Raw genomic sequence first — 18,981 nt, forward strand, 5'->3', positions numbered from 1 at the left:
CCGTGACGTCGGACTCATGCTGCCTGATACCGGACCATCACGCATCGTGAGAACGGTCGGGCCCGGCCCGACTACGGACCCACCGGTCAGCAGCCGCAGCCACCGCCGCAACAACCTCCACCGGCCGGCGCCGGCGCGCCACCGGCCGCACCGCCACCGCCCCGGCCGGTGACCGCGACGGTGGAGAGGAGCTTGACCGTGTCGGCGTGCCCCTGCGGGCAGGACGCCGGCTCAGCGGCCTGCGCCATCGGACGGTTGACCTCGAAGGTGTCGCCGCAGGCGCGGCAACGGAACTCGTACCGGGGCATGGCACCAGGGTACGACCGGTCCTGACGTACGGGGGGACATGGGTGATACTCAACTTGTGGCGGACGGCGAGGACAGGACGACCCTTCGGCCCCTGCGGCCGGCGGCACCGATCGACGGACCGCTCGCGGGTTCCGGCGCCGCGCCCGAACCCGCGACGCGGTTGCCGCGTCCCCGCCGCCCCTGGCTGAGGTCCACGGCCGCCGGCGACACGAAGCCGGCCGCCGACACCACGCAGGCCACCGAGCCCACCGCCGAGGCGAAGCCGGCCACCGAGCCCACCGCCGACGCGAAGCCGGCGGAGAAGGCGAAGCCGGCCGAGAGCGCGACGCCGGCCGCCGATGCGAAGGCGGTCACCGAGACCAGGCCGGCCGCCGAGCCCACCGCCGCGGCGCGGCCGGTGGAAGAGGCGAAGCCGGGCGAGAAGGCGACGCTGGCCGAGAAGGCGAAGCCGGGCGACGGGCCGGCCACCGACACGGAGCCGGCCACGACCGGGAAGCCGGACGACAGCGCCGGCACGGCCGCGAAGCCGGGCGACGGGACCGCCCCGGGCACGAAGAGCGGCGGCGTGGCCGGGGCCCCGACGACCGGGTCCGGGGCGAAGAGCGGTGACGACGCCGGCGCGGCGTCGGCCACGGGCGCGGGCGACCTCGCCGAGACGAAGGTCGACGTGCCCGCCACGAAAGCGGCCACCGGGCCCCGGCGCCGCCGGGTGCAGTTCGCGCACGCCGTACGCCGGCCGCCGCACCGCATCGCGATGACCGCCGCCCGCGCCACCCGCGACTGGTCGCGACGGCCCAGCGGCCGGCTCACCCTGCCCGGGGTGTTCCTGCTCGCCCTGGTCGCGGCGACGGCCGCGGCGGGCGCGCTGCTGGTGCCCGCGACGGCCCGGGGACCCCGTCCGGTCGCGGTCGACGCCACCTCCTTCGCGCCGACCGCCGTTCCGCAGGCACCGCTGCCCGGCGGCACGCCACTACCCGGCGGGACGGCGCTGCCCGGCGGGACGGCGCTGCCCGGCGGCACGCCGCTGCCCGGCGGGACGATGCTGCCCGGCGGGACCACCGGCCGGCCGTCGGACGCGCTCGCCGGCTGGGCCGCCCAGGTCGGGCCGAAGGTCGGCATCTCGCCGGTGGCCATGCAGGCGTACGGCTACGCCGAGGTGGTGCTCGCCCAGACCAACCGCAGCTGCGGGTTGAGCTGGACCACCCTGGCGGCCATCGGGTTCGTCGAGTCGGGGCACGGCCAGGCCAACAACGCCCGGCTCGGCCAGGACGGCAAGGCGCTGCCCGAGATCATCGGCCTGCCGCTGGACGGCAACGGCGGCCGGATGCGCATCCCCGACACCGACCGCGGTGTGATGGACAAGGACCCGGTCCTCGACCGGGCGGTCGGGCCGATGCAGTTCATCCCGACGACCTGGCAGGAGATCGGGGCCGACGCCGACAACGACGGCGTGAAGGACCCGCACGACCTGGACGACGCCGCCCTCGCCGCCGGCAACTACCTCTGCAAGGGCGGCCGGAACCTGACCATCCCGGCCGACTGGTGGAACGCGATTCTGTCCTACAACGACGTCCGTCGGTACGCCCAGGACGTCTACGACACCGCCAACCGGTACGGACAGGCGAGCCGCACGTGAAGTGATCGTCCGCATACATTGGAGAACTGGACACTTCCCCCGGGCAGCGGTTAGCGGCAAGCTAGACGGGTGATGGTGCGCGAGTGGGACCCCAGGACCGCGTCGTCCGCCGAGATCGCGTCGCTGCTGGACACGCTGAACGCGGTCCTGGCGGCCGATCTGCCGCAGGATCCGCCGTGGCGGGAGAGTTCCATGCGGGAATACCTCGCCGAGGTGATGCCCGGCGAGCGGCGAATCTCCTGGGTCGCCCAGGCGGAGCCGGCGGCCGACGGCAGCCCGGGGGCGATCCTGGGCCACGTGCACGTGCTGCTGCTCGGCGACATCGGGGTGCTGGAGGTGCTGGTGCACCCGTCGGAGCGGCGCACGGGCCTCGGGCGGGACCTCGTCCTGACCGCCGCCCGGCGGGTCTACCAGGAGGGCTTCCAGTCGATCGGGGTGGAGGTGGTCGGCGACACGCCGGCCGTCGCCTTCTACGAGTCGCTCGGCTTCTCAAAGGAATACGTCGAGACCCGCAGCGTGCTGGACCTGTCCGGCGTGGACTGGGCCGAGCTGTCCGAGATGGCCACCGGCATCAGCGCGGGCTACCACCTGGAGTTCCACCCCGGCGGCCCGCCGGACGAGCTGATCGAGGCGTACGCGCGGGCCAAGGCCGAGGTGCGCGACGTCGAGGACGGCGAGCTGCGCCCCAGCTCCTACGACCCGCAGCGGCTGCGGGACAGTCTGGACTGCCTGCACCGGCGGGGCATGAAGCCCTACATCGTGCTCGCCCTGCACGAGCAGACCGGGGAGGTCGCGGGGCTGACCGAGGTGGTCGTGCCGGTCCAGCATCCCACCCGCGCCGACCAGTACGACACCATCGTCGTGCAGGACCACCGGGGCTACGGCATCGACCGGGCGATCAAGGCCCGGATGCTGATGGAGCTGCGCTCGGCGGAGGCGGAGCTGACCGAGGTGCAGACCTGGAACGCGCAGGCCAACGAGGCCATGCTCAAGGTCAACGCCGAGTTGGGCTACCGCCCGGACCGCGAATGGTGCGAATACAGCATCGACGTGGCCGAGCTGGTGCACCGCCTCGACGCCGGACGCTGACCGGAACGTTCACTATTCCGTCCGCTGGGGGATGGACGGCGGTCAGCACCGACCCTTAACGTGCGTTAGTTCCCCGTCCACCCATCGTGGAGGCCTCATGCGCCCGCGCCGCACTCTTGCCGCGCTCGCGACCGCCACCGCCGCCGTGACTGTCGCGGCTGTCGGCGTCGCACCCACCGCGGCCAGCGCCGCGCCCACCGACCTCTTCATCTCCGAGTACGTCGAAGGCTCGTCGAACAACAAGGCGATCGAGCTGTTCAACGGCACCGGCGCCGCCGTCGACCTGGCCGCCGGCGGCTACCAACTCCAGTTGCACTTCAACGGCTCCACCACGCCGACCAACTTGGCCCTCACCGGCACCGTCGCGGCCGGCGACGCCTTCGTCCTCGCCGCCGCCTCGGCCGCGCCGGGCATCCTGGACCGGGCCGACCAGACCACGAGCGCCAGCCTGTTCAACGGCGACGACGCCATCGTGCTGCGTCGGGGCGGCACCGTGCTCGACTCGATCGGCCAGGTCGGCGTCGACCCGGGCACCGAATGGGGCGCGGGCGTCACCAGCACCGCCGACAACACGCTGCGTCGGTCGGCCGCCGTGACGTCCGGCGACACCGACCCCGCCGACGCGTTCGACCCGGCCGCGCAGTGGGCCGGCTTCCCCGTCGACACGTTCGACGGCCTCGGCACGCACGCCGTCGACGGCGGCGGCCCGGTCGACGCGCCCGCCACGCTCACCTGCGGCCCGACGCTGGTGACCTCCGCCGGCACGGCGGCCACCCGGGAGGTCACCGCCACCGACGCGGACGACCGGATCGTCGACCTGGCGGTCACCTCGGTCAGCCCGACCCCGGCCACCGGCTCCGTCAGCCGCTCGGCGGTCAACCCGGCCGACACGGTCGGCGGCACCGCCCGGGCCACGGTCGGCACGAGCGCCGACCTGGCCGCCGGGGCGTACACCGTGGTGCTGACCTCCACCGACGCGGACGGCGACACCGCCACCTGCACCCTGGCCGTGCAGGTCACCCGGGAGCTGACCGTCGGCGAGGTGCAGGGCCCGACCACCGACGGCGAGGCCGGCCCCGCCGACCGGTCGCCGCTCGCGCCGGCGTCCGGCAACGGCACCAGCAGCACGTTGTACGACGTACGCGGCGTGATCACCCAGCTCACCCTGGCGCGCGACTCGGGGGGCCGGGACCAGCGCGGCTTCTTCCTCCAGAGCCGCTCGGACGCCACCGACGGCGACCCGACCAGCTCGGACGGCATCTTCGTCTTCATGGGCTCGTTCACGTCGCTGATCGGCGGCTACGTGCCGACGGTCGGCGACGAGGTGGTGCTGCGCGCCCGGGTCTCCGAGTACTTCAACTTCACCCAGCTCTCCGGCGCGTCGCTGGTCCGCCGGATCGCCTCGGGTGTGGACGTGAACGCCGAGGTCGAGGTGACCGACGCGGTGCCGCCGGTCGAGGTGGCGGCGGCGCAGCGCTTCTTCGAGCGGCACGAGGGCGCCCGGCTGCGGGTGCGCGCCGGCAGCGGCGCGGTGAGCGGGCGGAACGTCTTCGCCTCCACCGCCGACGCGGAGATCTTCGTGATCGACCGGGACGACCCGCTGCTCGACCGCGCCGACGCGTACGCCCGCCGGGTGTTCCGGGACGCGCATCCGCTGGACAACGACCCGACCCGCCGCTTCGACGACGGCAACGGCCAGCGCATCCTGCTCGGCAGCATGGGCGTCAAGGGCAGCACGGGCGACAGCGCCGCGCTGCTCCCGCCCGCGCGCACCTTCGACACGCTGACCGCCGACGCGGTCGGCGGGCTCTACTACTCGTTCGAGAAGTACGGCGTGCAGGTCGAGGCGGCCGCGTTCACCGGCGGGGCCGACCCGTCGAAGAACAACCCGCCGAAGCCGGCCAACCGGTCGGAGGAGGTCGCGGTCGCGACCTACAACGTCGAGAACCTGTACGACTACCGCGACGACCCGTTCGACGGCTGCGACTTCGCCGGCAACGCCGGCTGCACCGGGGTGCGCCCGCCGTTCGACTACGTCCCGGGCAGCGAGCAGGAGTACCGCGAGCAGCTCGCCGCGCTGGCCGACCAGATCACCACCGACCTGCACTCCCCGGACCTGATCCTGGTGCAGGAGGCCGAGGACCAGGACATCTGCTCTGTCTCCGGCGGCGCTCTGGTCTGCGGCAGCACGGACAACGCCGACGGCGCGCCGGACAGCCTCCAGGACCTGGCGCTGGTCATCGCGGCCGCCGGTGGCCCGGCCTACCAGGCCGCGTACGACCGCACGGGCGCGGACGCCCGGGGCATCACTGCAGCGTTCCTGTTCCGCACCGACCGGGTGTCGCTGGCGGCGCCCACCGCCGGCGACCCGCTGCTGGGCTCGGCGCCGACGGTGCGGTACCGGGGCGCGGGGCTGCCGGGCAACGCGGACGTGCAGAACCCGAAGGCGCTCAACGCGGTGCTCCCCGCCGACGTGGACACGTCCACCGGCAAGGACGGCGACAACGTCTTCACCCGCGCCCCGCAACTCGGCAAGTTCACCGTCGCGGCCGCCCCCGGCTCCGCCGAGCGGTACACGCTGTGGGCGGCGAGCAACCACTACTCGTCGGGCCCGGACAGCCGGGTCGGGCAGCGCCGGGAGCAGGCCGCGTACGGGGCCGCGATCGTCACCGCCATCGAGGCGTCGGACCCGCACGCGCGGGTGGTCTACGGCGGGGACCTCAACGTCTTCCCCCGCCCCGACGATCCCATCGCGACGGCGGCGGAGCCCACCCCGTCGGACCAGCTCGGGCCGCTGTACGAGGCCGGCATGCGCAACCTCTGGGACGACCTGCTCGCCGACGCGCCGTCGTCCGCCTACTCGTACAGCTTCGAGGGGCAGGCGCAGACGCTGGACCACCTGTTCGTGAACGGCGCGCTGCACCGGGACCTGGTGCAGATGCGGGCGGCGCACGTCAATGCCGACTGGCCGGCCGACCACGCGGCCGACGGCAGCCGGGGTTCCAGCGACCACGACCCGCAGGTGGCCCGCTTCCGTTCCCGGGCGTCGTTGAGCGTCAGCGACGCGTCGATGGTCGAGGGCGACCGGGGCAGCCGGCCGCTGACCTACACGGTCACCGTGTCGCGCCCGCTGTCCCAGTCGGTGCTGCTCTGCGCCGCCACCTACGGCACCACGGCTCAGGCAGGTGCCGACTACGACCCGTACGTCGGCTGCAAGGTCCTGGCCGCCGGGCAGACCTCGCTGGCGTTCCCGGTGGCCGTACGCGGTGACCGGAAGCGGGAGGCGGACGAGAAGCTGAACCTGGTGGTGGCCGGGGTGCCGGGCCTGCGCCTGGCCGACCCGCTCGCCGTGGGCACCATCACCGACGACGACTGACGTCACGCCGGAGCTCGTCCCGACGGCCCGCCGCCCAGGAGTCCCCTGGGCGGCGGGCCGTCCGCTCACCACGGGAAACGCGAGTCGGGCACCCGCGGCGGTGGGGGCACGCGCGGCGGCGGGGGCACGCTTCGGTACTTCGCCACCCGCACCTCCCACTGGCTGCGCCGCCGCATGGCGTCGCGGACCCTGCGGTCGCGGTAGAACGTCTCCGGCGGGCGGGCCAGCCCGTAGATGTCCGCCCACCACTCGCCCGGCTCCGGGTCGAGAATGGTGTCCAGGTGCGAGGGGTAGCGACGCCCCGCCCCGTCCCGGGTGTCCTGCCAGTCCCGCATCGGCTTCAGCACCCGACCGAACTCGTCGACGACGGCCAGCCGGAACCCGGCGACCCCGATGATGCGGCGCAGGAGCAGGATGCTCGGCACTAGCCGGCCCGCCTCGATCCGCCCGACGGTGGAATGGTTCACCCCCGCCCACCGGGCCAGTTCCCGCTGGCTGAGGCTGGCGTACCGCCGGACCGCCCGGACGATGCCCGCGGCCGGCCACGGGGTGTCGAACGGCTCGGTCAGCATCACGGACCGCTCCCGCGATTCCGCCGCCTGGTCGGAGCCCGCCGTCTGGTCGACGTTCGCCGGCCCGGCGGCACCCGACAGCCCGGCGGCACCCGACAGCCCGGCGGAGCCGGACGGCCCGGCGGGACCCGACGGCCCAGCGGGAGCGGACAACTGGTCGGAGCCAGGCAGTTGGTCGGAATCCTGGGACCGGTCACGTTCCGGTTCGACGGGAAGCTCGGTCATCCCGTCACGGTCCCGGCCGCGACGCCTCTCCCGCAATCCCGCCCGCTCCGCCTGTGGAAAACGCAGCCGCCTGTGGAAAACCAGCGACGGGTCCTGCCGCTACACCCGGGAAAGCTCTCCAGTAAGACGGTAACGCTCCGTAACAGATGCAGTATCTCAGCCGTTCACTACCCTAAGTTAAGACAGCCTCGGTCCTGAAGAGGGCTGGACCACCGCCGATGACGTCGACAGCGCCGTGAACTGCTAATTCAGCGCTAAGACCTCTCGGGGCCACCCAACCCCCGCGCGCTCTTTGCTCTGCATTCCCATACGCACCAGGCACGCAGGGTTGCTGGTGCGTATCAGGATGCAGAGCAAAGCGTCCGAAGGGCGGCGGCATCCGGCACACAGGGCGACTACTCAGCGTTATGGATGAGCGCCTGCTGCTGACGTGCGAGGCGGGCGCCTGCTCGAAGCCGTGACCAGCGCCGATGCCCGTGTATGCCAGCGACGACGACAGCACCAGCATCAGCACCAGCCCCTCGACCTGGACGACGAGCGGGCAGGTGAGGATCCGGCGAGTGCCCGGGAGGGGCGACGGAGGAGGCGGCCCGCTGTCGTCCCCGGTCGGCGCCGGCACCATCCCCACGAAGGGGCCGGACCAGGCCAGGCCAGGCCAGGTCAGTAGCGCTGGCGGAGGAGTCCGGCGGCCTCGACCGCCCAGTAGGTGAGGATGATCTGCGCGCCGGCCCGACGGATCGAGGTCAGCGTCTCCATCATCACCCGCTCCCGGTCGATCCAGCCGTTGGCGGCGGCCGCCTCGACCATCGCGTACTCGCCGGAGACCTGGTAGGCGGCGACCGGGACGTCCACCGCCGCGCGGACCGCCGACACCACGTCGAGGTACGGCAGCGCCGGCTTGACCATCACCATGTCGGCGCCCTCGGCGACGTCCAACTCGACCTCGCGCAGCGACTCCCGCAGGTTGGCGGGGTCCTGCTGGTAAGCGCGGCGGTCGCCCTCCAGGGCCGACTCCACCGCGTCCCGGAACGGGCCGAAGAAGGCCGAGGCGTACTTGACGGCGTACGCCAGCACGGCCACGTCCTGGTGGCCCGCGGCGTCGAGCGCCCGGCGTACCACGGCGACCTGGCCGTCCATCATCCCGGACGGCCCGACCACACCGACCCCGGCGGCGGCCTGGGCGACCGCCATCTCGGCGTACGCCTCCAGCGTGGCGTCGTTGTCGACGCTCCCGTCGGGGGCCAGCAGGCCGCAGTGCCCGTGCGAGGTGAACTCGTCCAGGCAGAGGTCGCTCATCACCACCGTGGCGTCGCCCACCTCGGCCACGACGTCGCGGATCGCGACGTTGAGGATGCCGTTCGGGTCGATCCCGCCGGACCCGGTGGGGTCCCGCCGCTCCGGCACGCCGAAGAGCATGATGCCGCCGACGCCCGCCTGGACCGCCTCGGCCGCGGCCTTGCGGAGCGAGTCCCGGGAGTGCTGGAGCACCCCCGGGAGCGACGCGATCGCCCGCGGTTCCGTCAGCCCCTCCTTGACGAACATCGGCACGACCAGCTCGGCCGGGTCGACACGGGTCTCGGAGACCAGCCGCCGGATGGCCGCGTTGCGGCGCAGCCGACGGGGCCGGATCTCGGGGTACGGCATCACGGACCTCCTGCTACGACTACCGGAACCTCAGGGCGGTCGGCCCCTGCACTTTCGAGCCACGACGCTGCTTCGCCGGCATGGCGGCGAGCTTCTCGCGCAGCTCGACGGCGTAGGCGGCGAGCGCCTCCACCAGATCGGGGACCGAGGCGTGCGGCGGCTGGACGTCGACCCGAAGGCCGAACTCCGTCGCGGTCTCCGCTGTCTTGGGCCCGATCACTGCAACGACGGTACGGGCGTGCGGCTTCCCCGCAATACCCACCAGATTGCGCACCGTCGAGCTGGACGTGAAGAGCACCGCGTCGAAGCCACCCGACTTGATCGCGTCCCGGATCTCGGCGGGCGGCGGGGCGGCCCGGACCGTCCGGTAGGCGGTCACGTCGTCGACCTCCCAGCCGCGCTCGGTGAGCCCGGCGGCGAGGGTCTCGGTGGCGATGTCGGCGCGCGGCAGCAGCACCCGACCGACCGGGTCGAGGATCTCGTCGTGCGGCGAGAACTCGGCGAGCAGCCCCTCGGAGGACTGCTCCCCGGACGGGATCAGCTCGGGCTGGATGCCGAACGCGCGGACGGCGTCGGCGGTCGCCTCACCGATACACGCGATCTTGACGCCGCCGAAGTGCCGGGCGTCGAGGCCGTGCTCGGCGAACTTCTCCCAGACCGCGCGGACCGCGTTGACGGAGGTGAAGATCACCCAGGCGTACCGGCCGTCGACCAGGCCCTTGACCGCCCGCTCCATCTGGGCCGGGGTCCGCGGCGGCTCGACCGCGATGGTCGGCACCTCGCAGGGGATGGCCCCGTACGCGCGCAGCCGCGCGCTCATCACGCCGGCCTGCTCCTTGGTGCGGGGCACGAGGACCTTCCAGCCGTACAGCGGCCGGTTCTCCCACCAGCTCAGCTTGTCCCGCTGGCCGACGCCCTCGCCGACGGTGAGGACCACCCGGCCGGTGAAGCCGAGCGCCGCCGCGACGAACGAGTCGACGGTCGAGGTGGTGGTGTACTGCGTCTCGCCGGTGCCGTCGCCGGTCACCCCGACGCCGGTGGTGCCGTCCACCCCGGCCGCGAGCAGCCCGTCGCGGATCGCGGCGAGGTCACCGGCGTCCACGGCCAGGGCCAGCGAGCCCCGCCCGACGGCCGCGGCCAGCGCGTCGAAGTCCAGCGCGCTGACGTCCTCGACGTCGGCCGCCGTCCGTACGCCCGGCAGCGGCACGCCCGCGTAGGTCGCCACCCCCTCGGCCTGGCCAACGCCGGGGACCACCTCGAAGTGCGCGGCGGTCCGCGCGACCGCCTGCACCTCCTTGACGACCGACTCGTGGCCGAACGGGTCGCCGGCGACCAGGTGCACCGCGTTCAGCCCGGAACGGGCCGCCGAGATCAGCACCTTCGCCACGTCACCCGGCGCGCCCTCCGCCGGGGTGAACTGAGCGTCCTCCCTGGCCTGGGCGCGGACGGCGTCGAGCAGCGACTCGGGGACTCCCCGGTCGTACACCACCTGGTCGGCGTCGACCAGGGCGTCGTGCGCCCGGCGGGTCAGCAGGCCCGGGTCGCCGGGACCGGCCCCGACGAAGGCGATGCGGCCTACGGGCTTACGGGTGCGGGTCATTCTGTGCTCCCAAATTGCTGGGTCCCCGGGCCGGCGTGTCCATCGTGGCCGAGGATCGAGTCGGCGCCGAGGTCGAGGAGTTCGGCGGCGAGTGCCTTGCCGATCTCCGCCGCGTCGGCGAGCGTTCCGGTGCGGGACAGCCGGAGGTCTCTCGTACCGTCCGGACTGATCACCGCCCCGCGCAGATAGATCTCCTGGACGACATCGCCCTCGGCACCCGAGCCGGTTGGCTCGCCTTCGGCGACGACGGCGTAGGCGGCGACCGGAGCGGAGCATCCGGCCTCCAGGGTGGCCAGCAGCGCCCGTTCCGCGGTGACCGCGGCGTGGGACGGTGCGTGGTCGAGCACGGCGAGCAGCTCGACCAGGTCCGTGTCGTCGGCCCGGCACTCCACCGCCAGCGCGCCCTGGGCGGGCGCGGGCAGCATCAGCATCGGGTCGAGCGTCTCGGTGATCGCGTCGGTACGCCCGATCCGGGCCAGCCCGGCCCGGGCCAGGACGACCGCGTCGAGGTCGGCCTCCGGGCCGAGCACCCGCGCGAGGCGACTGTCGACGTTGCCGCGGATCGGGGTGACCTCCAGCTGCATCCCGAGGGCGTGCAGCTGGGCGATGCGGCGCAGCGCGCCCGTGCCCACGGTCGCGCCGGAGGGCAGTTCGGTGAGCGTCCGGCCGTCCCGGGCGACCAGCGCGTCCCGCGGGTCCTGCCGCGTCGGCACCGCCGCGATGTGCAGCCCGGCCGCCGCCGCGGTGGGCAGGTCCTTGTAGGAGTGCACCGCGAAGTCGATGGTGCCGGCGGTCAGCGCGTCGCGCAGGGCCGAGACGAAGACACCGACGCCGAGCCGGTGCACCGGCGCGGACGAGCGGTCGCCGGCGGTGACCACCTCGACCAGCTCGACGGGCCGGCCGGTGGCGGCGGTCAGGGCCTCGGCGACGTGGCCGGACTGGGCCATCGCCAGCTTGCTGCCCCGGGTACCGAGGCGCAGGGGCGTGCTCATCGCTCACCTCCGATGGGCGGGACGTCGGCGGAACCCGTCGACGGTGGAATGTCGGCGTGACCGACGGGCGGCGGGACGTCGGCGAGGCCGAACGGCGGCGCGGCGTCGCCGGCCACGATGTCGGGAACGTTGTCGACCGGGGACGTCTGCGGCACCTGGAGGTCGAACAGCTCGCGCAGCAGGGCCGCGTACTGGTCGCCGCCGGGTTCGGCCGCCAGCTGGCGCACCCGCACGGTCGGCTGGTGCAGCAGCCGCTGCACGACCCGGTGCACCGTCCGGGCCACCTCGGCGCGCTGGTCGTCGGTGAGGTCCGGGCGGCGCTGGGCGAGCCGGCGCAGCTCGGCGCCGACCACGTCGTCGGCGCGGCCCCGCAGGGCGGCCACCGTGGGCGCCACGTCGGCGCCGCGCAGCCAGGTGAGGAAGGCGTCGACCTCGCCGGCCACGATCCGCTCGACGGCGGCGGCGTCGGCGGCGGCGGGCCCGTCGGCGAGCAGCGTCGCCATCCGGTCGATGTCGATGACCTCGACGCCGGGCAGCTCGGCGACGCCGGCCTCCACGTCGCGCGGCACGGCCAGGTCGAGCAGGACCAGCGGCCCCCGGCCGGGGTCGCGCCGGGCGAGCGCCCGGGTCACCACGTCACGGGTGAGGACCGCTTCGGTGGCCGCGGTGGCGGCCACTACGATGTCCACTGTGGAGAGAACGGTGGTCAGCTCCGCCATCGGTGTCGCACTGGCCCCGTACGCCTCGGCCAGCCGGACGGCCCGGTCGGCGCCCCGGTTGGTGACCGTGAGCGGCCCGGCGCCCAGCCGGGACAGCGTGGCGACGCCCAGCGAGCCCATCGCGCCCGCGCCGACCACCAGCGCGGGACGGCCGGCGAGGTCGCCGTCGAGGTGCCCGGCGGCCAGCTCCAGCGCGGCGGTCACCACGCTCTGGCCGGCCCGGTCGATCCCGGTCTCGGCGTGCGCCCGCTTGCCGACCCGCAGCGCCTGCTGCATCAGCTCGTGCAGCAGCCGCCCGGCGCTGTCGGCCCCGGTCGCGGAATGGTAGGCGTCGCGGAGCTGGCCGAGGATCTGCGCCTCGCCGACCACCATCGAGTCGAGCCCGGCGGCGACCCGGAAGACGTGGTCCACGGCAGCGGCGTCGAAGTGCACGTAGAGGTGGTTGGCGAGCGCGGCGGGCTGGCAGCCGGCCTGCTCGGCCAGCACGGCGCAGATGTCGCCGAGGCCGCCGTGGAAACCGGACACGGCGGCGTAGATCTCCACCCGGTTGCAGGTGGAGACGAGCACGGCCTCGGTCACGTACGGCTGGGCGACCAGGCGGTCCAGGGTGCGGGTGAGGTCCGCGGGGCCGACCGCGAGCTGCTCCAGCGTGGCGACGGGAGCGGTGCGGTAGGACGCGCCGACGACGAGCAGTTTCACGTGCCTATCGCCTCCTGCGGGTCGGTGACGGCGAGCCCCCCGGGCAGGGCGGTGAGGGCGGACCCACCGGTGGCGGGCAGCGCGGTCAGCGATGCCTTGCGGTGCTCGTGGAAGGACAGGATCTGCAGCTCGATCGCGAGGTCGACCTTGCGCACGTCGACCCCCTCCGGGACCGAGAGTACGCACGGGGCGAAGTTCAGGATGCTCGTCACACCGACGGCCACGAGCTGGTCCGCCACCGCCTGGGCGGCCGGGGCCGGGGTGGCGATCACGCCGATGGCGATGGCCTCCTCGACGGCGACCCGGGGCAGCTCGTCGATGTGCCGGACGACCAGCCCGTTGATCTCCTCGCCGACCCGTGCGGGGTCGGCGTCGAAGAGGGCGGCGATCCGGAAGCCACGGCTGGCGAAGCCGTCGTAGCCGGCGAGGGCGTGACCGAGATTACCCACGCCGACCAGGGCGACGGCCCGCCGCTGGGTGAGCCCGAGCACGTACTCGATCTGGTCGACCAGCAGCGCCACGTCGTAGCCGACGCCACGGGTCCCGTACGAGCCGAGGTGTGAGAGGTCCTTGCGGAGCTTCGCGGAGTTCACGCCGGCGGCGCTGGCCAGACCCTCGCTGGACACGGTCTCGTGGCCGGTTTCGGCGAGGTTGTGCAGGGCACGGAGGTATTCCGGGAGCCGCGCGACGGTCGCCTCCGGCAGATCCGGGAGCGCCGGTACGGCACCGGCGCGGCCGGGCGCGCCAGGGTGACGGTGCTGACTCATGAGACTCCGTGCGGTGCGATCCTCGGCCAACTCGTGCGGCGGGCCGTTTCGGGATCCCCGCTGGCGACCGAGATTGCCGGCTGTGCTAGCAGGGCGCGTCGGAACTACAGAGTAGGCGCTTGTGAAGGCGTGCACAAATCGCGATCTTGAAAGCTCGCGACCCGGCTTCACCAGCCCCTCCATTCCGCAAGATCGATCCGGTGGCCGCCGCCGGCCGCCGCCCGGCCTCCGGGCGACGCCGATGGCGCCGGCGCGCCGATTATTGCTCAATTAAGACTTCTCTGACCAATCACGCGGCCCACGGCTCGCCCACGATCCGGTCACGGTAGGGCCAGCCCTACGCCGGAGAGGCGGGCCGACGGGATGGGTCGGCTACCCCGCGCTGCCTAGCCTCTTGACATGACCGCCGTACCCGTCGCCGCCGATCAGCCCGTGCCGGCGCCGACCATCTCCCGACAGCTCCTGCTGGACTCCGGCTACGTGCTGCTGGGCCTCCCGCTGGCCCTGGCCAGCTTCGTCGTCCTGCTGGTCGGCCTGGCTGCCGGGCTGGGGCTGGTCGTGACGGTGATCGGCCTGCCGATCCTCAGCGGCACCCTCTACGCCGCCCGGGGCCTCGCCGACATCGAGCGCCTCCGCCTCCCCACCGTGCTCCACCAGGCCCGGATCCGCCCCCAGTACCGGCTCCCCGAGCCCGGCGCGAGCGCCTGGCGGCGGATCTTCGTGCCGATGGGGGACGCGCAGTCCTGGCTCGACCTGGCGCACGGCATCCTCAAGCTGATCGTGGCCATCGTCACCTTCGTGGTCACGCTGGTCTGGTGGGCCGGCGCCGTCGCCGGCACCCTCTACTGGGCGTACGACTGGACGCTGCCGCACGGCGACCCGGAGGACGTCGGCCTCCCCCAGCTCCTCGGCCTCGGCGATTCGACCGTCGCCCGGATCGGGCTGCACACCGCGATCGGGCTGTTCTTCCTGATCACCCTGCCGATCGTGGCCCGGGGCTGCGCGCTGCTCCAGGCCGGCTTCGGTCGGGCTCTGCTCACGGGCGTGGCCGAGATGCGCAACCGGATCACCGTGCTGGAGGAACAGAAGCGGGCCGCCGTCTCCGCCGAGGCGAGCGCGCTGCGCCGGCTGGAGCGGGACATCCACGACGGCCCGCAGCAGCGCCTGGTCCGGCTCGCGATGGACCTCAGCCGGGCCCGCCAGCAGCTCGCCACCGACCCGCAGGCCGCCGGGCGCACCCTGGACGAGGCGGTCACCCAGACCCGGGAGACGCTCGCCGAGCTGCGCGCCCTGTCCCGGGGCATCGCGCCGCCGATCCTGGTCGACCGGGGACTGCCCAGCGCCCTGGCGGCACTGGCCGGGCGCGGCCTGATCCCGATCGAGCTGCGGGTGGACCCGGAACTGGCCAGCCCGGCCGGCCGGCTCGACCCGGCGGTGGAGAGCACCGCCTACTTCGTGGTGTCCGAGGCGCTGACCAACGTCGCCAAGCACAGTCGGGCGACGGAGTGCCAGGTCACCGTGGCCCGGCACGACGGGCGGCTGGAGGTCGACGTCGACGACGACGGGCAGGGCGGCGCCCACCTGGCCAAGGGGCACGGGCTGGTCGGCATAGCCGACCGGGTCCGCGCCGCCGGCGGCCGGCTCTCCGTGGTCAGCCCGGCCGGCGGGCCCACCAAGATCCGCGCGGAACTCCCGCTGTGAGCCGTACGTGGTAGACAACAGGACATGCGGATCGTGATCGCGGACGACGCGGTGCTGCTCCGGGAGGGGCTGGTACGGCTGCTCACCGAGCGCGGGCACGAGGTGGTGGCCGCCGTGGCCGACGGCGACGCGCTGGTGGTGGCGGTGGTGGCCCACCGGCCCGACGTGTCGATCGTCGACGTCCGGATGCCGCCCTCGCACACCGACGAGGGGCTCCGCGCGGCGGTGGAGGCCCGCCGGCTGGTGCCCCGCACCCCGATCCTGGTCCTCTCCCAGTACGTCGAGGTGTCGTACGCCGACGACCTGCTCGCCACCACCGGCGGCGGCGGGGGCGGCATCGGCTACCTGCTCAAGGACCGGGTGGCCGCGATCGACGAGTTCCTCGACGCGCTGGACCGGGTGGCCGGCGGCGGGACGGTGCTCGACCCCGAGGTGGTCGGCCAGCTCTTCGCCCGGCGTCGGCGCGACGACCCGCTGCGCGAGCTGACCCCGCGCGAACGGGAGGTGCTCGCGCTGATGGCCGAGGGCCGCTCCAACACGGCGATCGCCCGGACCCTGGTGGTCACCGACGGCGCCGTCGAGAAGCACGTCCGGAACATCTTCACCAAGCTCCAGCTCCCGCCCGACACGGAGCAGCACCGGCGGGTCCTGGCCGTGCTGGCCTACCTGCGCAACTGACCGGACGCCCGGCGCGACGCCCCGCGGCCGACGCCGGTGCCTCCGTCCCGACCCGGACCCGACGCCACCTGCCGACCCCGCCGACCCGCACCGCGCCCGCCCCGACCGGTCAGGGCAGCGTGGCCGCCAGGCTCACCGCCTCGCTGAGGGTGTCGGCGACCGGGTGGCCGGAGGCGCGCAGCCGTGCCGCGTCGGTGAACCCGCCGGTGTAGAGGACGGCGCGGCCCCCGACCGACACGGCGGCGTCGGCGTCGTCGACGGAGTCCCCGATCAGCACCACGTCCCGGCCGTCCACGCCCAGTTCCGTCAGGTGCCGCCGGAGGGACTCGGCCTTGCGGTCCCCGCCGACGCTCGCCCGCAGCCCGTCCACCCGGACGAAGCGCCCGGTGAGGCCGTACGTGTGCACGGTCGGCACCAGTTCCTCGTGGAACCACATGGACAGCAGGGACTGGCTGCCCGGCCAGGCCGCCATCGCGTCGGTGGCGTCGTGCGCCAGCGCACAGGTCGTCAGCCCGGTGCGGTACGCGTCGTGGAAGATCCGGTCCAGCCGGCCGAACGCGTCGTCGTCGACCGCCCGGCCGAGCACCTCCGCGTAGTAGTCGGCGATCGGCCGGCGGAACCGCACCCGGTGCTCGTCGGCGGTCACGGCGGGCCCGCCGACGCTGGCGAAGGCGGCGTTGGTGCAATCGACCACCAGGCTCAGGTCGTTGAGCAGGGTGCCGTTCCAGTCCCACACCAGGTGGTTGCGCGCAGGGGTCATCGGAGCACCCTAACGCCTGATGTCACAGCTGCGGCGTGGTCAGGTCCCGCAGCAGCCGCTCCTCCTCCACCCGCCAGTAGCCGTGCTCCTTGCCGTCGAGCAGCACCACGGGCAGCCGGTCGCCGTACTCGCGTTCCAGCTCGATGTCGTCGGTGACGTCCTTCTCGGTCCACCGGTCCCCGGTGACCGCCACCACCCGGTCCAGCGCCAGTTTCGCCTCGTCGCAGAGGTGGCAGCCGGGGCGGGTGATCAGGGTGAGTCGGGGCTCACGCATCGGTCTCCTCCGTCGTGCTGGCGCCGGCCGGGGCCGGCGGGCGGGTCTCCGGCGACGCCGCCGGGGACGGCACCGGGGCCGTCGGGGACGACGCCGTCCGGAGCAGGGTCTTGCGTACCTTGCCGATGACCGAGTGCGGCAACTCGTCGACGAACTCGACGGCGGTCGGGCACTTGAACCGGGCCAGGTTGCGGGCGCAGTGGGCGAGCAACTCCTCACCGGTCACCGGACGCCCCGGTGCCGGCACCACGTACGCCCGGACAGTCTCGCCGGTCCGCGGGTGCGGCACACCCAGTACCGCCGACTCGGCCACCCCCGGGTGCGCGGAGAGCACCAGCTCGACCTCGTGCGGGTACACGTTGAACCCGTTGACCAGGATCAGCTCGCCGATCCGGTCCACCAGGAAGAGGCCGCCGTCGGAGTCGGCGTACGCCACGTCGCCGGTGGCCCACCAGCCGTCGGCGTCCGGGCCGCCCCGGCCGTCCGGCCAGTAGCCGGAGAAGACGTTCGCCCCGCGCACCACGACCTGGCCCGGATCGGTGCCCGGCGTGCCGTCGGAGAGGTCGAGCTCGTCGGCGTCGTCGTCCGGCTCGGCCACGCCGTCGCGCCACAGGTCGACCCCGTCCGTCCCGACCAGACGCAGCTCGACGCCGGGCAGCGGCCGGCCGATGGAGCCGGCCTTCGGCTCCCCGCCGACCAGGGTGGAGGTCAGCACCGGCGCGGTCTCGGTCAGGCCGTACCCGACGTGCACCGGGCGACCGGCGACCTCGGCGAAGCGCGCCGCGACGGCCGGCTCCAGCGGCGCCGCGCCGCAGACCACGACCCGGACCGACGTCGTCGCCGCGGCGAGGGCGGCGGCGTCCGCCGTGGACCAGGCGGCCACCATCGACGGTACGCCGACCAGCACGGTGACCCGGTGCCGGGCGATCACGGCCAGCCCCGCGTCGGCACCGAGGTCGTCGACCAGCACCCCGGTAGCGCCATGGTGGACGACCGCGCCCAGCCCCGCGTTCAGCCCGTACGCGTGGAACAGCGGTAGCGCCAGCAGCACGGTGTCGTCCGGGCCGACGACGGACGGGTCGATGCGGCCGACCTGCTCGTGGTTGGCCGCCAGCGCCCGGTGCGTCAGCATCGCGCCCTTCGGGCGTCCCTCGGTGCCGGACGTGTAGAGCAGCAGCGCCAGGTCTTCGCCGCCCCGGTCGGGGAACGGGTGACCGGCGTCGGCCACCGGCGGCGCGGTGTGCACGGCGACGAGCGCGGGCAGGTCCCCGGCGGCGTCGGCGACCAGGTCGCGCACCCGCTCGGTGCCGATCAGCACCGAGGCGCCGGAGTCGGCCAGCACGTGCCGCAGCTCGGGGGCGGTGAGGCCGGGGTTGACCGGCACCGCGACCAGCCCGGCGCGCAGCGCGGCCAGGCAGCTCACCACGAAGTCCGGCGAGTTGCCGAGCGCGACGGCGATCCGGGGCGGGTGCGGGTCGGCGGTCCCCGGCGTCGGGCCGGGCCCGGCGGGTCGCGCCCCGGTCAGGGCCGCCAGGGCGTGGGCGGTGGCCGTCACCGAGGCGTCCAGTTCGGACCAGGTCATGGTCCGCTCGCGCCAGTGCAGCGCGGGTCGGTCGCCGTGGGCGGCGGCCGCCCGGTGAAGCCGCTCGACGAGGGTCGAGGCGGAGCTGTCGGTTGCGTCCTGCACGGTGGCTGAGTCTGGCACAGCGCGGGGCCTGCGGGCCATGCCCGCCGGAGGCCGACCGGACACCCCGGCCGGCGGGAACGGCGGCCCGTACAAGTCCCGTCGACAGGACGACCGATGGTCGCGGGCGGGACGGAACCGGTCCCGTCCACAGGACACGCCGGGACGCGCCGGGCCCGCCGGACGGTCCTGGGTCGACACCCGCGCCGCCGGCCCGCCCGACCCCGCGAAGCGCGCGCTGACCTGGAATTTCATT

The 18,981-nt window shown here is 74.1% G+C and carries 15 protein-coding genes; 5 read left to right on the forward strand and 10 right to left on the reverse strand.

The annotated features are described in order from the left end of the window. Positions 1–86: 86 nt before the first annotated feature. The gene (locus DER29_RS24525; RefSeq protein ID WP_121399970.1) at positions 87–308 is read right to left on the reverse strand and encodes a zinc ribbon domain-containing protein; all 222 of its coding nucleotides are present in this window, start codon (positions 306–308) and stop codon (positions 87–89) included. Between the two features lie 56 nt (positions 309–364). Between DER29_RS24525 and DER29_RS24530 the strand changes: the two genes are divergently transcribed. The 3 genes from DER29_RS24530 (at position 365) to DER29_RS24540 (ending at position 6,410) form a co-directional block, all read left to right on the forward strand. Continuing rightward, a complete protein-coding gene (locus DER29_RS24530; RefSeq protein WP_370040509.1) occupies positions 365–1,945 on the forward strand; it encodes a lytic murein transglycosylase in 1,581 nt (526 codons plus the stop codon). 72 nt (positions 1,946–2,017) lie between these two features. Beyond that, positions 2,018–3,034 carry a GNAT family N-acetyltransferase gene (locus tag DER29_RS24535; protein WP_121399972.1) on the forward strand — a complete coding sequence of 339 codons (1,017 nt, stop codon included), beginning with the start codon at positions 2,018–2,020 and terminating at the stop codon, positions 3,032–3,034. A gap of 97 nt (positions 3,035–3,131) precedes the next feature. Then, the gene (locus DER29_RS24540; RefSeq protein ID WP_121399973.1) at positions 3,132–6,410 is read left to right on the forward strand and encodes a lamin tail domain-containing protein; all 3,279 of its coding nucleotides are present in this window, start codon (positions 3,132–3,134) and stop codon (positions 6,408–6,410) included. Positions 6,411–6,475: 65 nt separating this feature from the next. Here the strand turns inward: DER29_RS24540 and DER29_RS24545 are convergent, their stop codons facing one another. From DER29_RS24545 to DER29_RS24570, 6 genes are all read right to left on the reverse strand, one after another. Next, the gene (locus tag DER29_RS24545; RefSeq protein WP_233600124.1) at positions 6,476–7,207 is read right to left on the reverse strand and encodes a multiprotein-bridging factor 1 family protein; all 732 of its coding nucleotides are present in this window, start codon (positions 7,205–7,207) and stop codon (positions 6,476–6,478) included. Positions 7,208–7,867: 660 nt separating this feature from the next. Beyond that, a complete protein-coding gene (gene hemB / locus DER29_RS24550) occupies positions 7,868–8,851 on the reverse strand; it encodes a porphobilinogen synthase (protein WP_121399974.1) in 984 nt (327 codons plus the stop codon). Positions 8,852–8,870: 19 nt separating this feature from the next. Next, a complete protein-coding gene (locus DER29_RS24555) occupies positions 8,871–10,451 on the reverse strand; it encodes a uroporphyrinogen-III synthase (protein ID WP_121399975.1) in 1,581 nt (526 codons plus the stop codon). Then, entirely contained in the window at positions 10,448–11,443 is a 996-nt protein-coding gene (gene hemC / locus DER29_RS24560) for a hydroxymethylbilane synthase (RefSeq protein ID WP_121399976.1), read from the reverse strand. The genes DER29_RS24555 and hemC overlap by 4 nt, the downstream gene beginning before the upstream one ends. Then, the gene (locus tag DER29_RS24565; protein ID WP_233600125.1) at positions 11,440–12,861 is read right to left on the reverse strand and encodes a glutamyl-tRNA reductase; all 1,422 of its coding nucleotides are present in this window, start codon (positions 12,859–12,861) and stop codon (positions 11,440–11,442) included. Before DER29_RS24565 ends, hemC begins: the two co-directional genes overlap by 4 nt. Beyond that, a complete protein-coding gene (locus tag DER29_RS24570) occupies positions 12,858–13,628 on the reverse strand; it encodes a redox-sensing transcriptional repressor Rex (protein ID WP_121399977.1) in 771 nt (256 codons plus the stop codon). The genes DER29_RS24565 and DER29_RS24570 overlap by 4 nt, the downstream gene beginning before the upstream one ends. Before the next feature lie 399 nt (positions 13,629–14,027). Between DER29_RS24570 and DER29_RS24575 the strand changes: the two genes are divergently transcribed. After that, on the forward strand, positions 14,028–15,329 hold the full coding sequence (locus DER29_RS24575) for a sensor histidine kinase (RefSeq protein WP_121399978.1): 1,302 nt from the start codon (positions 14,028–14,030) through the stop codon (positions 15,327–15,329). Between the two features lie 24 nt (positions 15,330–15,353). Continuing rightward, entirely contained in the window at positions 15,354–16,007 is a 654-nt protein-coding gene (locus tag DER29_RS24580; protein WP_121399979.1) for a response regulator transcription factor, read from the forward strand. A 109-nt stretch (positions 16,008–16,116) separates the two neighbouring features. On the opposite strand, the gene DER29_RS24585 is transcribed toward DER29_RS24580, so the two are convergent. Genes DER29_RS24585 through DER29_RS24595 form a run of 3 tightly spaced genes read right to left on the reverse strand, consistent with a single transcriptional unit; the run spans position 16,117 to position 18,767 of the window. Then, positions 16,117–16,767, reverse strand: coding sequence for an HAD family hydrolase (locus tag DER29_RS24585; RefSeq protein ID WP_121399980.1), 651 nt, complete (start codon positions 16,765–16,767; stop codon positions 16,117–16,119). 22 nt (positions 16,768–16,789) lie between these two features. Next, the gene (locus DER29_RS24590; RefSeq protein ID WP_121399981.1) at positions 16,790–17,041 is read right to left on the reverse strand and encodes a glutaredoxin family protein; all 252 of its coding nucleotides are present in this window, start codon (positions 17,039–17,041) and stop codon (positions 16,790–16,792) included. After that, positions 17,034–18,767, reverse strand: coding sequence for an AMP-binding protein (locus tag DER29_RS24595; RefSeq protein WP_121399982.1), 1,734 nt, complete (start codon positions 18,765–18,767; stop codon positions 17,034–17,036). Before DER29_RS24595 ends, DER29_RS24590 begins: the two co-directional genes overlap by 8 nt. Between the last annotated feature and the right edge of the window lie 214 nt (positions 18,768–18,981).

Source organism: Micromonospora sp. M71_S20, from assembly GCF_003664255.1.
In the GTDB taxonomy this organism is placed as follows: domain Bacteria; phylum Actinomycetota; class Actinomycetes; order Mycobacteriales; family Micromonosporaceae; genus Micromonospora.